Source organism: Pseudomonas sp. Leaf15, assembly GCF_001421425.1.
In the GTDB taxonomy this organism is placed as follows: Bacteria; Pseudomonadota; Gammaproteobacteria; order Pseudomonadales; family Pseudomonadaceae; genus Aquipseudomonas; species Aquipseudomonas salomonii.
This window is the reverse complement of sequence record NZ_LMKI01000023.1, coordinates 473,731-487,236: the sequence shown is the minus strand read 5'-3', so window position 1 is coordinate 487,236 and position 13,506 is coordinate 473,731. Positions and strand designations below refer to the sequence as shown.

General features: G+C 54.1%; 18 protein-coding genes. 12 read left to right on the top strand and 6 right to left on the bottom strand.

The features are described 5' to 3' along the window. The first annotated feature begins 2 nt into the window (after positions 1-2). The 10 genes from ASE80_RS18510 (at position 3) to ASE80_RS18470 (ending at position 6,677) form a co-directional block, all read left to right on the top strand. A complete protein-coding gene (locus ASE80_RS18510) occupies positions 3-557 on the top strand; it encodes a hypothetical protein (RefSeq protein WP_056860215.1) in 555 nt (184 codons plus the stop codon). A gap of 146 nt (positions 558-703) precedes the next feature. After that, positions 704-1,372, top strand: coding sequence for a hypothetical protein (locus ASE80_RS31470; RefSeq protein WP_236708848.1), 669 nt, complete (start codon positions 704-706; stop codon positions 1,370-1,372). Positions 1,373-2,012: 640 nt separating this feature from the next. Then, entirely contained in the window at positions 2,013-2,360 is a 348-nt protein-coding gene (locus ASE80_RS18500) for a hypothetical protein (RefSeq protein WP_056860342.1), read from the top strand. A 125-nt stretch (positions 2,361-2,485) separates the two neighbouring features. Further along, positions 2,486-2,872: a hypothetical protein gene (locus tag ASE80_RS30270; RefSeq protein ID WP_177336526.1), complete on the top strand. Its 387-nt coding sequence runs from the start codon at positions 2,486-2,488 to the stop codon at positions 2,870-2,872. 121 nt (positions 2,873-2,993) lie between these two features. Further along, positions 2,994-3,350 (top strand): hypothetical protein, encoded by a 357-nt coding sequence (locus tag ASE80_RS30265; protein WP_164488404.1) that lies wholly within the window; start codon positions 2,994-2,996, stop codon positions 3,348-3,350. Between the two features lie 327 nt (positions 3,351-3,677). Further along, positions 3,678-3,965 carry a hypothetical protein gene (locus ASE80_RS18490; protein WP_056860212.1) on the top strand — a complete coding sequence of 96 codons (288 nt, stop codon included), beginning with the start codon at positions 3,678-3,680 and terminating at the stop codon, positions 3,963-3,965. Between the two features lie 153 nt (positions 3,966-4,118). Then, complete coding sequence (locus ASE80_RS30260; protein WP_082463647.1) at positions 4,119-4,622, top strand: pentapeptide repeat-containing protein; 504 nt, start codon at positions 4,119-4,121, stop codon at positions 4,620-4,622. Positions 4,623-4,985: 363 nt separating this feature from the next. Next, positions 4,986-5,378: a DUF2846 domain-containing protein gene (locus tag ASE80_RS18480; RefSeq protein WP_026013838.1), complete on the top strand. Its 393-nt coding sequence runs from the start codon at positions 4,986-4,988 to the stop codon at positions 5,376-5,378. 75 nt (positions 5,379-5,453) lie between these two features. Beyond that, complete coding sequence (locus ASE80_RS18475) at positions 5,454-5,936, top strand: RDD family protein (protein ID WP_056860210.1); 483 nt, start codon at positions 5,454-5,456, stop codon at positions 5,934-5,936. Between the two features lie 165 nt (positions 5,937-6,101). Then, positions 6,102-6,677, top strand: a complete 576-nt coding sequence (locus ASE80_RS18470) for a hypothetical protein (RefSeq protein ID WP_056860209.1) — start codon at positions 6,102-6,104, stop codon at positions 6,675-6,677. A 220-nt stretch (positions 6,678-6,897) separates the two neighbouring features. On the opposite strand, the gene ASE80_RS18465 is transcribed toward ASE80_RS18470, so the two are convergent. From ASE80_RS18465 to ASE80_RS18450, 4 genes are all read right to left on the bottom strand, one after another. Further along, positions 6,898-7,191 carry a DUF6124 family protein gene (locus tag ASE80_RS18465; protein WP_056860208.1) on the bottom strand — a complete coding sequence of 98 codons (294 nt, stop codon included), beginning with the start codon at positions 7,189-7,191 and terminating at the stop codon, positions 6,898-6,900. A gap of 230 nt (positions 7,192-7,421) precedes the next feature. Continuing rightward, positions 7,422-8,222 (bottom strand): crotonase/enoyl-CoA hydratase family protein, encoded by an 801-nt coding sequence (locus ASE80_RS18460; RefSeq protein WP_056860207.1) that lies wholly within the window; start codon positions 8,220-8,222, stop codon positions 7,422-7,424. A gap of 401 nt (positions 8,223-8,623) precedes the next feature. Next, the gene (yghX, locus tag ASE80_RS18455; protein ID WP_056860206.1) at positions 8,624-9,511 is read right to left on the bottom strand and encodes a YghX family hydrolase; all 888 of its coding nucleotides are present in this window, start codon (positions 9,509-9,511) and stop codon (positions 8,624-8,626) included. Positions 9,512-9,555: 44 nt separating this feature from the next. Then, positions 9,556-10,050: a PaaI family thioesterase gene (locus ASE80_RS18450; RefSeq protein WP_056860205.1), complete on the bottom strand. Its 495-nt coding sequence runs from the start codon at positions 10,048-10,050 to the stop codon at positions 9,556-9,558. A 124-nt stretch (positions 10,051-10,174) separates the two neighbouring features. Here ASE80_RS18450 and ASE80_RS18445 point away from each other — a divergent pair, with 124 nt between their 5' ends. Next, on the top strand, positions 10,175-10,744 hold the full coding sequence (locus ASE80_RS18445) for a YceI family protein (protein ID WP_056860204.1): 570 nt from the start codon (positions 10,175-10,177) through the stop codon (positions 10,742-10,744). On the opposite strand, the gene ASE80_RS18440 is transcribed toward ASE80_RS18445, so the two are convergent. Continuing rightward, positions 10,741-11,631, bottom strand: a complete 891-nt coding sequence (locus ASE80_RS18440) for a DMT family transporter (protein WP_056860203.1) — start codon at positions 11,629-11,631, stop codon at positions 10,741-10,743. The genes ASE80_RS18445 and ASE80_RS18440 overlap by 4 nt on opposite strands. Positions 11,632-11,719: 88 nt before the next feature. On the opposite strand from ASE80_RS18440, the gene ASE80_RS18435 reads away from it, so the two are divergent. Beyond that, positions 11,720-13,045 carry an aminotransferase-like domain-containing protein gene (locus ASE80_RS18435; protein WP_056860202.1) on the top strand — a complete coding sequence of 442 codons (1,326 nt, stop codon included), beginning with the start codon at positions 11,720-11,722 and terminating at the stop codon, positions 13,043-13,045. A gap of 16 nt (positions 13,046-13,061) precedes the next feature. Here ASE80_RS18435 and ASE80_RS18430 read toward each other — a convergent pair whose 3' ends face one another. Further along, positions 13,062-13,493 (bottom strand): nuclear transport factor 2 family protein, encoded by a 432-nt coding sequence (locus ASE80_RS18430; protein ID WP_056860201.1) that lies wholly within the window; start codon positions 13,491-13,493, stop codon positions 13,062-13,064. Between the last annotated feature and the right edge of the window lie 13 nt (positions 13,494-13,506).

Genomic DNA, 13,506 nt, shown 5'->3' with positions numbered 1-13,506 from the left:
TCATGGCTATTTTGAAAATTGAAGATAAAGAATTGAATTCTTTTCTTGATAGGCTGTCAGGTGTCATAAATTTTAATAAAGACTTGCCGATGAATGTTTTTGTTGGTGACGGATTTCTGTTTTGGTTTTTTGAGAGACCATTGCTCTGCTTTTTTGAAATTTTTTCGGGGTTGGTATCGAATAGCGTTTCCAGCTTTAAGTCAGATGTATTTATAAAGTTTTCAGGAGGCGAGCGATTAGGGAACTCTTGTTTTTCCTTCGATGGAAGCGATTTAGAGAGCGATGTTCGTTGGCTGAGTAAAAAGTTTGAAAGTTTTTTTGATGGAAAGGTTGGTTATCCAATAGTTCTATGCGATAGCGCGTGCAAATGGATTGCCTTTGAAAGTGCATATGAGGAATTTGGCGTTGTTGCTGTGAAAAAGTCAGAGCTTCAAGAGGGTTTTTACGAGTATTTAAACTCTAATTTAATCTCGATGGATGAGTTGGCTAAGCTGGCATCCGCTCGCACCGCGGAAGGTATAATCGCAAAGGCTCTGATATCTTCCTATTCTAGCTAGTCGGTGCACAAGGCGCAGGCACCCTTGCTAACGCAGAGAGAGGGACGTTAACAGATCGAAAAATGGGGTCAGACAGCTATTCTTCTGACGGTTCACTAAACGTGGTCTGACCCCAATTTTCTTCTGCTAAGGTTGTTAAGGCTGAGTTGACGGTAGCAAAAGGAACTGGGGCTGTTGTAGATGACACGATCAAGGCATTACCAGCCCCAAGACAAATAGATGCATCGTGGAGCGCGAGCACTTATAATAAAGGCGGTTTGATGACAGGTATTGAGCATGTATTCTATCGCCATGGACCTGACTCAGGATTTGCGAATGTTAGTAAGTTCTCGCAAGGAACATCTGTTAAAGATGTCTCTAGTTATGTTGATAACGCACTGAGATATGGGAAGGTAACGCCTAATGGACCAGGTGGGCACGTTATTGAGTACAACGCAGGTAAGGTGATTGGAACAAACGTCTCAGGCGCTCCAACATCGACAATCAAAATAAATGTTCGGGATGGTGTGATTCAGACTGCATTCCCGTACTGGTTAGGAATGGTTATGAGCAGTGGCGGCACACTAATAGAACGATTTGTCATCCAAGAGTTGGACGACAGCGTTCGCTCTATTTTGAAAAATGCCTTTGATGAGCGGATGCGCTCAAAGAGCGTTCTGCTCAGGGAGTTCGAGTTTAATAGCTTTGACGTTTCTTTGGACTTTGGAAAAGGCATCGTCACATTGCAAGATGTTCTTTCCGCTGGAGAGAGTAGCTTTCTTGATATACCGATACGTGATTTTATCTCTGCTTGCGGTTTGAATGTCTCCTGTTAATTGTAGAAGCCTAGATGTGATCTGACACCGGCCTAGCGCCGGTGTTTTTGCATCCGATCTGCGGGGAAAAAGGGGGCCGGGGAAAAGGGCACAGATTTATTTGATTTTCATAGGGTGTTTGTGTCTAAGTGAGGAGAATTTATTTAGGTGTGGTGTGTTTTTATTGGGTTCATATGTGTTTTTTGTTTGAGGTGTTAAAAACTGGCTCTTTAATAAGTTGGCTTTTATTTTTTAAATCTTGGGCTCTGAGCTTAGCAAGATCGGGCGGCTCTATGCCGCCCGAATTAATTTATAAGTCTTGCGAAATCAACCTTCGCCCGATCACATCCATGAGATCGCAACCATCACGCAATGGAATGGCCAGTAACAGCGCAAAGTCGTGAAGGACAATCGCATCACTGCTGATTTCCTCGCGAAATGCCAGGTTTTCCAGAAACTGAGTTACTGCACGAATGCGGTAAGGGGAAAAATGGGGTCAGACCACTATTCTTCTGGCGGAGCACTAAACGTGGTCTGACCCCAATTTTCTTGTTTATGGGACCATCGGGTAAGGCTGCTAATTTTCAGAGCACGTTCCAGGTTCTTGATGATGGAAGTCGTAAACTCAGCACAGTCATACCGCTTCACTGAGGAGGTCGTAATGAAATTTCCAAGCACAGATGATTTTTTGGAAGAGTTCGGTATCCAGCCTATTGAGGTTGATCCAAACTTGGCGCTATGTCGTTATATCCAGAAGTCTAAAAATAGCGAACTTGAGGTTGATGTTTCTTTTAGTGCTGTGATGAAGTCATTCCAAGTCGTGCTTAGGCTTTCCACTCAAGAGCTAGCAGTTATTTCGTCCGAGAGCGTCAAGTCTATTGAGTTAGTGCGAGATGAGTCTGGGGCTGGGATTCATGTTGTCTTTGATATGTCTGAATCACTGTCAGAGGCGAGGGTGATATTCGAACCTGAGGTGAGTTGCCGATGGTGGACGTTACACAAAGTATAAGAATGAAATAGGAGGGGATTGGTAAAAAGAAAAATGGGGTCAGACTACTATTCTTCTGACGGAGCACTAAACGTGGTGCTGACCTCTATTTTTCTGCAGAGTGCATCAAAGGGCGGTGTTAGGTAATGAACTCTCCTAGACTTATGGTTGCCTGGCTGTTAACAGTGCTCGGGAAGAAATTACTGTCAGTAAATGCTCTATTCCATGTTTTCTCTTTCGAGAGGGATTCTGCCCCTCAAGAGGTTGGCCTTCTATTTGAAAGTTCTGAAATTGGGAAGCTCTATGGCGGGCCTGATGGTGCGTCTATCTGTTTTTCTTTGAATCCGATTTCAAACTGCGATCTAGGTGAATACGGTAGGCAAGATATTTTTAATATTTCTGGTGAGCTTTATTTCTCCAATGTTGTAGGAAGAAGGTTAGTGTCGGCATCGCTTGTGCAGTCCTTAGCAGAAGACGTAGGGAAAATGGGGTCAGACCACTATTCTTCCGGCGAGGGCCCAACGGGGAAGTAATCGCTAAGGGAGAAATGGGGTCAGACCACTATTCTTCTGGTGGAGCATTAAACGTGGTCTGCCCCCTATTTTTTCAAAGAAATTTTTCAGGTGAGGTTGTTGTTCCTCGGAGTGCACTTAAGTGAAATTAAATATCGACTTCCCTGAAAACATGATCACGGATGAATTACTCAGGCAGGAACGAATACCCTGCTTTTGCAAGGTTTCAAAAGAATTTGAGATTTCGTTTTCGGATACTGTTCCTGAGTCATCGGGGGTGGTATCAGAATGGGATCGTAGAGAGCTGGAGTTAAGAGCCGTCGCAGGGGCGGGCGGTCGATATACGCATTTTGCTAATGGTTTGATTACATTGCAGAAGATTAATGAAGGCATTTACAAGATCCTTGATCTTGAGATGTATTATAGAAGTTACGGCTGGTGCGCTGTCTTACGCGGTGGGGAGTATGCGCCTCCCGGAAATTTTTGGGATGAAGAGTAAAGACTTTCTGATGAATGCTAGGCTAGGGATTCAATTGCATGAACGGATTCTCCTAGTCGAATTTCGAATCCAATCATTGATATGGCTTAACTGACATTGGAAAAGGGGACGGATTTATTTCTCACCCATCTGCTAGGCTGTGATTTTCTAAAGAAAAATGGGGTCAGACCCTGAGGGGAGAAATGAGGAGAAATGTGGTCAGACCTTTATTCTTATGGCGGAGCATTAAACGTGATCTGACCCCTATTTTTCACTTAATAAGAAGGGCGGCGAGCATCTCCCAGCGATCAAGAACATTGAAATTCTAGATAAGAAGTGGGAGGTCTTATGGGTAGCTCCTGGTTTGATGAAAACGTAAAACCACTTTTGACGGGGTTTTCTCTAGAGTACTCAGCATTTGCTGATGGAGATTTTGGTGACCTTAAAAGGATAGAGCTGGAAGGTTTTAACAAGTTAGGAACTGTCGAATTTTGGTCTAAAGGTTGGGTGGGTGTGGATATATATGACTTAGCTCTTGATGATCAGGTTATGAATATGTTGCTCTCTCCAGAAGATGGGGGATCTGTTTTTCAGGCATTTGATAGGTTTATAAAAATATTGATGCAGGATAGGTGATGGTGCAAAAGGAGTGTCGGAAAAATTGGGTCAGACCGCTATTCTTTTGGCGGAGCACTAAACGTGGTCTAATCCCTGTTTTTCTGTTTTTCTGTTTTTCTGTTTTTCTGTTTTTCTGTTTTTTGAAATTTCACCTTTGGACTGGGATAGCAGATGATTACAGTAAAGTTCGAGACAGGTGAATGCCTAGAGCTTCCTATTGAAACCTTTGTTGGTGCGGATCTTAAAGGTATTAGTTTTCATCGTGCGATATTTGAAGGCTTAGATTTTTGTAAGGCCGACTTTACAGGTTGTGATCTGAGGAATTCTGTATTTTATTTTTCTGTATTGAATGATGCGAGAATGATAAATGTTTCGCTGATTAGTGCGATATTAGTCGGATCCAAAATGAGAGGTGTTGACCTTTCTGGGTCTTTACTTATGTATTCTGATTTTTCTAAGGTCGACTTTAGCTTGGCAAGCTTAAAAGGTGCCACCGTAGTTGGGGGGGACTTTCGAGACGTTGAGTTTTCAGGTGCGGACGTCACTGTTGTCGGGCTGGATCAGTGTAATCTGGAGGGGGCTTCGTACGATGATCAAACTATATGGCCGGAGAATTTCAATCCCGAAGAACATGGTTTAATAAATAAGAGGCGAAATGGGGACAGATTTATTTAAGCAACAAAGGGTCTCGGAAAACTAAATAGAAGAAGCGGGTTGCTTTTGCACTCTCTTGTCAGGTCGCCAAACCTGATCGCCATATGGGCGACGGGCCGGACTACAAGCCCCGCGCCTAAACCCCCGCAAGGCATCAAAGTGCTGGTCCACGCACAACGCTTCACGTATTCGTCCCCGCGGCCGATACCCTGGCGATGATTAAACGCATCAAAGAACCCGCGCCAGCCAATCGCCGGCGCTCTCAACCCGCTCTACCGTCACACCACAAGGAAGAAGTACATGATCAAGCTGTTCTGCAAAGCTGCTGTTGTATTGTCCCTGGCCACGCTGTTTGGCTGCTCCTCGACGCCGTCAGTGGAGAAGATGCAGGCGGACGTGGCGAACTACTCGTTGCCCAAGGCCGCCGTCGCCGATAAAGGCCTGGTGTATGTCGTGCGCCCAAGCAACGTGGGGATGATGGTGCGGTTCAACGTGTTCCTGGATGACAAGGAAGCCGACTCGGAGATGGGTTACAACCGTGGTAACCAGTACATTTATTTCTTCGTGTCGCCGGGCCAGCACGTGATCAGTTCCAAAGCTGAAAACTGGGCTGACATGCCGATCAACGTCAAGGCCGGTGAGGTGGTTTACCTCAAGCAGGAAGTCGAAATGGGCTTCGCCGTGGCGCGCAACAGCCTCAAAGTGCTGAGCGATGTGGAAGGCCGTTATCTGGTCAAGGACGCGTCGTTGGGTACCATTGCAAAAGAAAGCAAGTGAGTTAAAAAACGCTTGAGGCGGCCGGGCGTTGAGCTTGGCCGTTGTTGCTGTTTACATAAGCCGGAGTGACACCGTATGGACGCAATTACCCCCGCTAAACGGCCGACCATTTTGGCCAGCATCGGCCGTCGCCTGCTGGCCCGAATCATCGACTCTGGCATCGCGGTGCTGATCTTTTTCATCGTCAAGTTCGGCGCCGAGGTGCTGTCTGCGTTCGTCCCCGCCGTGACGGTCAAGGGCGGGTTCCTTGTGGCGTTTTTCGCAGGTTTTGCCTACCTCTTGCTCGCAGACGCGCTGCCCAATGGCCAGAGCCTGGGCAAACGCTTGCTGAGCATCGCGGTCGTCGACCGTAAAACCCGTAAGGGCTGCCGCATTTCTCAGTCATTCACCCGCAACGCCGGGGTGCTGGTGATCATCGATTGGGTTTGGATTTTTCTTGAGTCCAGAACCCGCCTCGGCGATATGTTCGCCAAGACCATCGTGATTCAAACCGGCAACTTGACCAAGGTACGCAGTCTTGCCGACATCTACGACGACGGGAAGCCCGGCACTGCTTGAGGGTAGTAGCTCTGGTTCCAACGTGTTGGTTAAAAGGCTCTGGGGCGAAAAGGGGACAGATTTATTTAAGTAACAAAGAACTCAGAAAATTAAATAAATCCGTCCAATTTTTCAAAAAATGGGGCCGAACCATTAATTTTCCCTCTCACCTTCAAGGACTGAAAAATGACTGAAAATTTATTCGCGACGCCTACGGCCAATCTTGAAGTTACCCCGCAGACTACGCCAGAGTTTTATGTCGTTTCTGAGCGAAAGCTGTTTATTTTGTCTGTCTTGAGTTGGGGCCTTTATATGTATATCTGGTCCTACAAACATTGGAGCAACTACAAGAAAGCCACCCAGGACGATATTTGGCCTTGGGCACGCGGGCTGCTGTGTATTTTTTTCGTTCATAAGCTGTACCGGCGCGCCGACCATCAGATTCGCATCACTGGCCGCTCGTATATTTTTGATTATGAGCAGTGGGCGACGATGCTAGTGGTGATCACGGTGGTGGCACATATCGTAGACAGAATGTCTGACCATATTGAAAACATGGCAGCACTTGCCGCCTGGCTTTTTATCGCGATCCCGCTGCGGGCTTACCTGATGCAAAAGGGCCAGGCGATGCTCAACTTTGCGGCGGGTGATGCTGAGGGTGCGACTAACTCCCGTTTTAACTTCGGGAACTACCTGATCATGGCGCCAGGCATAGCGCTGTGGGGAGTGATGCTTTATATCACGCTACGTTCGTACTTTTGAAGTGGAGGAAATGGGGGCAAATCCTAACAACGTCCTGATTCTTCCTTATAAAAATCAATAAGTTGTAATTGTTTAAAAAACCTTCCTGAGTCGGCAAGTTGGCTCGGGAAGGAATGTGCTCAGTTCGGCTTGCCTGCGAAGGCGGTGTATCAGTCATTAATCCGGCACTGACACACCGCCTTCGCAGGCAAGCCAGCTCCCACAGTGGGTTTGTGGTGTGTCAGCAGGTTTTGGGTTGCAGGCACTCCAGTGCACGTTCGGCCAGGGTTTGAGCCATGTCGATCAGGTGTTCGGTGGCACCGGCCATGTGGCGTTGATCGCCTGTCAGACCTTGAGTGGTGTCGGCTGCGGTGGCGGCTGCGCAGCGCAGCAGGTCGCAGAGTTGGGCGAGGGCGTCTTCGAAGCTGAGGTCGTGATGCACTGTTAAGGACTGCGGTGAGGCGGGTTGCAGGTAGTGGCTCAGGGCGCGTTCAAATATTTCGCGGCTGGGGGTGAAGCGTGTTGAATTGCTCATGCATAAGCTCCTGATAAGGGGCCTACTTGTTTCAGGTTTCCACACCTGTTCGCTGATAGGCAGCGACAGCGCACAGGCTAGCCAGTGGCATGAGCAGGCGCAAGGCCAAAGGGCTGCTTAGGAAGCTTCCTGCACGTTAAAGGGATATGGATTGCTGGCCTTTGACACTGCATGTCGATCAGCCAGCACCCACACTCCAGATTGCGGCATCGGGCATTCCCGAGCCAGGTCTAATTTCCTTGATAAACAGCCGGTCGCCCTTCAGCTTCCGCCTTGCGCCCCTCCTGGAAGTCCTTGGATTTGTACAGCGTCGAGCGTTGCACATCCAATTGGGACAGCGCGTCGGCTTGCGCGGGGTCGATCACGCGGTGCGCGGAGGCCAGCGTGGCTTTGATTCCCAAGGGGCCGTTGGCGGCGATCTTGTTGGCCAGTTCGATGGCTTTGTCGAGGGCGGGCTGTGGGTCGGCGATCGCTTGGACGGTGCCCATGCGGTAGGCCTCTTGGGCTGACCAATGATCGCCGGTGAGCATGTAGCGCATGGCGTTGCCCCAGCCGGCTTCGCGCACGAAGCGCACTGTGGAGCCACCGCCTGGGTAACGGCCGTGGGTATTTTCGTCCTGGCCGAAGTTGGTGTTGTTTGCCGCGACGCGCAGGTCGGCGACCAGGAACAGTTCATGCGCCATGTTCCAGGTGTCGCCGTGTACCGCGACGATCAGTGGTTTGGTGAGGCCGGGCATTTTTTTGCCGAGCGGGTCGATCTGCCCGTCGCCGAGGGTTACGCCGCCGGCGCTGGCGACGGCCTTGAAGCCCTCAACGTCAAGGCCCTGGGAGAAGTTGTCGCCATGCCCGAACAGTACAGCGGCGCGCAGTGAGGGGTCATGGTCGTAGTCGTAGTAGGCCTTGGCGAGGGCCAGATAGGCTTCTGAGTCGAGTCGGTTCTGGATGTCGGGACGGTTGATGCCAATCAGCACGATCTGGCCGCGGCGCTCGACGGTAATCTTGTGGGAGGGGGTTGTTGAGATATCGAGCATTTTGACTGTGTTAGTCGGTGGTTCGGTTTTGTCGGCAGATTGTGCAAGGACAGACCCCGTGAGCAGAGAAAGGGCTGAAAACATGACGATCTTGTGGAAAAGTCTTTGCATCGGTACTTCCTTCTCTGGCCTGGGCTGTGCGGATGGTTTTCCGTGCCAGGAAGGTTAGAGGGCGCAGTGAGGCAGCTGTAGGCGGTGGGCGGGACTAACATTTATTCCGGGGTGGAATAGTGGTTGGGTTGCTTTGGGGGTGTCAGGCAAAGTATTGGGTGCTGATAGACCGCCATCGCAGGCAAGCCAGCTCCCACAGTAGATAGGGGTTGCCTGACATCCCCAATCCAACTGTGGGAGCTGGCTTGCCTGCGATTGGGCCGGGCCTGCTTCCACAGTTTGAATCGGGGCTAGGCCAGGTATTTGCGAAACCAGCCCAACGTGCGCTCCCACGCCAGATTCGCCGCCGCCTCGTCATATCTCGGCGTCGAATCATTATGAAAACCATGATTGGCACCCTCATAAATAAACGTCTCATAGGTCGTGCCCGCCGCCTTCAACGCCTGCTCATACGCCGGCCAACCCTCGTTGATTCGCGTGTCCAGCTCGCCGTAATGCAACATGATCGGCGCCTTGATGCGGGGCACGTCCTTGGCGTCGGGCTGCCTGCCGTAGAACGACACCGCTGCGCCCAGTTCGGGATACGCCACCGCCGCCGCATTGGTCACGCCGCCGCCGTAGCAGAAGCCCGTGATCCCGACTTTGCCGGTGCTGCTGTCGTGGTGCATCAGCCATTCGATGGCGGCGAAGAAGTCGTTCATGAGCTTGGTGGGGTCGACTTTTTGTTGCAGTTCCACGCCTTTTTCATCGTTGCCGGGGTAGCCGCCCACAGAGGTTAGGCCGTCGGGTGCCAGGGCGATGAAGCCGGCTTTGGCCAGGCGTCGGGCGACGTCTTCGATGTAGGGGTTCAAGCCTCGGTTTTCGTGCACCACCACCACGACGGGCAGTTTGCCGCTGGCCTTGGCCGGGCGTACGAGGTAGCCGCGCACGGTGCCGTTGCCTTTGGGCGAGGGGTAGGTGATGTAGTCGGCGACGATGTCCGGGTCGGTGAATTTGACCTGTTCGGCCAGCGCGTAGTTGGGGCTCAGGGCTGCCAGCAGGGCCGAGGCGGTGAGGCCGCCGAAGGTGAACAGCGCGGCGCGGTCGAGAAATTCGCGGCGGTTGAGCTTGCCGTGGGCGTAGCCGTCATAGAGTTCCAGCAGTTCGGGGGCAAAGTCTTTCGCGGTGAGACGAGTCATCGGAGCAGTCCTCGATTAGCGGTGGTCATCACTGTAGACCAGGATCAACTGTCGCGACCATGGGCGGCGGCGGCCAGTTGGCCGGTGTCGACGCGCACGAACACCGAGTCGCCGAGGGCGGTGAGTACGTCACCGGCGTACACCTCGCAGACCACGCGGCTTTTACGCCCCACGTCGCCTTCAACTCGCGCGCGCAGGGTCAGCGTCACGCCCATGGGCGTGGGTTTGATAAATTTAATGCCCAGGTTACCGGTCACGCAGTCGATGCGCGGCAGGCTGCCGGGTTCACGCTGTTCGTTGCGGTAGTGGTAGGCCATGGCCGTCCAGTTGGAGTGGCAGTCGACCAACATGGCGATCAGGCCGCCGTAGACTAGGTCCGGCCAGCCGCTGTACTGGGCTTCGGGCAGGTGCTCGGCGATGACGTGGACACCATCGGCATCCCAACGGCTCTTGATGTGCAGGCCATGGGGGTTGCTGCCGCCGCAGCCGTAGCAGATGCCTTCGGGCGCGGTGATGTCCTGCAGGGAAGGGGTGTGCATGCAAAGTCCTTATTGTTTCTTTTGGCGACTACTCTGTTTAGCAGGGCACGCTGCGAAAGGGAATAAAACCATGGCATGGCGTGTTAGCTCAGCACATCTGTTCATTTGCCTTGCGGAGTGTTGCATGAAGCGTCGAATGCCCCTGTGTGTAAGCCTGGCGGTGCTCCTTGGTGTGTTTCTCGGCAGAGCGCAGGCCGTGGAATACAAAGACGTCAACCGCACCGCCAGCCAGATCAGTTTTACCTTCCAACAATTCGGGCAGCGGGTGTATGGCACCTTCAGTGACTTTGAAGGCACCCTGACCTTCGACACGCAAAAGCCCGAGGCGGCCCATGCGTTGCTCAAGATCCAACTGGCGAGCATCGACGCCGGCAGCCAGGACGCCAATACCCAGTTGCAGCAACCGGCGTGGTTCGACACCGCGGCTTATCCTGTGGGCGTGTATGAGTCCAATGGCGCCACGGCGCTGGGCGATAACCGCTACAAAATCACCGGCAACCTGACGATCAAGGGCATCACGCGGCCGGTGGATATTGATGTGGTGCTCAAGGAGCAAAGTGGCATCGGCGTGTTTGACGGCGCGTTCATCCTCAAGCGCGGCGACTTCAAGATTGGTGAAGGTGAGTGGGCGGGCAACAGCGTGGTCTCTGACGATATCAACATCAAATTCAAGATGGTCGCGCCGCAACGCTAGCGGGCGAACTGCTTGGCCCCGGCCACACAGCCGATCACCGCAACCGTCACCAGCAGCATGCCCAGGCTGACCTGCTCATGCAGCAGGCCCGCCGCCAGCGCCAGGCCGAAAAACGGTTGCAGCAACTGCAACTGGCCGACCGCAGCGATGCCACCCTGGGCCAGGCCGCGATACCAGAACACAAAGCCGATCAGCATACTGAACAGCGACACATAGCCCAGGCTCAGCCACGCCGGCAGACTGATGCCCGTGAGGGTTGCCGGCGCCAGCATCACGCTCAACGGCGCCACCACCGGCAACGACACCACCAACGCCCAGCAGATCACTTGCCAGCCGCCCAGGCTGCGCGACAACGTGGCGCCTTCGGCATACCCCAGGCCGCACACCAATACGGCAAGCAGCATCAGCACGTCACCGGCCGGCGCGGCGCTCAAGCCTTGGGCAACCGCGTAGCCCATCACCAGCAGGCTGCCGAGAATCGAAAACACCCAGAACACCGGGCGCGGCCGCTCGCCGCCTCGCAGTACACCAAACACGGCGGTGGCCAGCGGTAGCAGGCCAATGAAGACGATGGAATGCGCCGAGGTCATGTATTGCAGCGCCAAAGCCGTGAGCAGTGGAAAGCCGATCACCACGCCCAGGGCGACGATCACCAGCGGCCCCCATTGGTGGCGTGCGGGGCGTTTTTCCCTGAACAACCCCAACAACAGCAAGCCGAGCACGGCGGCAATGGCGGCGCGGATCATGGTCAGAAACACCGGGTTGAACTCCATCACCGCCAGGCGCGTGGCCGGCAAGGAGCCGCTGAAGATGACCACGCCGATGAAGCCGTTGATCCAGCCGTGGGCGCTGGCGTCTGCTGCGGGGAGACTTGAGGTGCGTTCCATGGCTAGGACTCGAAGTAGGTGGTTGCGTAAAGGCCATCCTAGGGATCAAGATTAAGACAATCAAAAAATTGTCATGGATACATCACCTATGCCGCGCGCCCGCTACAAGTCGCTGGTCGACGCCTTTGCCCATGACATCCGCAGCGGCGCACTGGCGCCCGGTACACGTCTGCCCACTCACCGGCAATTGGCCGCCGAGCATGGCTTGGCGTTGGTTACCGCGAGCCGGGTGTACACCGAGCTGGAAGCCATGGGCCTGGTCAGCGGCGAAACCGGGCGCGGCACCTTTGTGCGGGAAATCGCGTTGCCGCCGGGGCAGGGCAGTGGGCAGATGAATGTGGCCACCGGCATGCTCGACCTGAACTTCAATTACCCCTCACTGCCCGGCCAGGCAGACCTGCTGCGCACCGCTCTGCGCCAATTGGCGCTGTCGGGCGACCTGGAAGCGTTGCTGCGTTACCAGCCCCACGCCGGCCGCTTGCACGAGCGCGCTGCTGTGGCACGCCATCTATTGAACCGAGGCCTGGCGGTTGAGGCGGAGCAGGTGCTGATGGTCAGCGGCGCCCAGCACGGCCTGGCGGTGACGATGATGGCGTTGCTCAAGCCTGGGGATGTGATTGCCGTGGATGCGCTGACCTATTCAGGCTTCAAGGTGCTGGCCGAAACCCTGCACCTGGAAATCGTCGCCATTCCGGTCACCGCCAGCGGTCCGGATCTGGCGTTCCTGCACGCGCTGTGCCGCAAGCGCCCGGTGCGTGCGGTGTACAGCATTCCAACCCTGCATAACCCGTTGGGTTGGGTGATGAGCCTTGCGCAACGCGAGCAACTGATTGCCATCGCGCGTGAGCACCATCTGATGCTGATTGAGGACGCGGCCTACGCGTTCCTGGCCGAGGATGCGCCACCGCCGCTGGCCACATTGGCGCCTGAGTGCACGGTGTACGTAGGCGGGTTATCAAAAAGTGTCGCCACGGGTTTGCGCGTCGGGTTTATCGCCGCGCCGCCAGCCTGGGTAAAAAAGCTCGAGCGCACGATCATGGCCACCACCTGGAATGTGCCCGGTGTGATGAGCGCGATTGCGGTGGCCTGGATCGAGGACGGTACCGTCGCGCAACTTGAAGCACAAAAGCGCCAGGATGCACGGGCACGCCAAGCCTTGGCTGCGCAGCTGCTCAAGGGCGTGCCTTACATCAGCCATCCGTGTTCGTATTTTTTGTGGTTGCCGCTGGGGGACGAGGCGCGGGCCGATCAGGTGGCCATGGCCTTGCAGCGTGAGCAGATTTCCGTGTCCACCGCCGAGCCGTTTGCGGTCTCGGCCACGGTGCCGCACGCGCTGCGCCTGGCGCTGGGTTCGGTGAGCATGGCCGCGTTGGGTGAGGCGCTGCTGAAGGTCCGGGAAGCGGTGCGGTGGTGAGCCGCACCGCTTGGCGTCAGTATTTGTACGCCTGGCGCCCGATCAGCAGCCAATGGCCTTTTTGCTTCTGCCAGACCTGGAAGTTGTCGATATCGGTCGGCACTTCGACGCCGCTGTTCACGGCCAGGGCGTGAAAGTGGTTGCGTACCAGCGCGGTGTCGCCGTCCAGGGTGATGGTCTGGTTTTGCATTTCGAGGGTTTTGAACGCGCTGGTGTGGGTTTCCAGGTCAGCGATAAATTGCGCTTTGTTCTGCACCTTGCCGCTGGAGTGGCCATAGGTGAGCTTGTCGGACGTCAGGGCGTGCAGCGCCTTGAGGTCCAGGTGCAGCATGGCTTGGGTCAGTTGGTCGACCGCTTGGGCCACGTCCTTTTCGGCGGGGGCAGGCGCAGCTGCGACGTAGCCGGTGAACAGGCACAGAAAACCGATCAGCACTTTGACGTTTGGCATGGGTGTTTCCTTA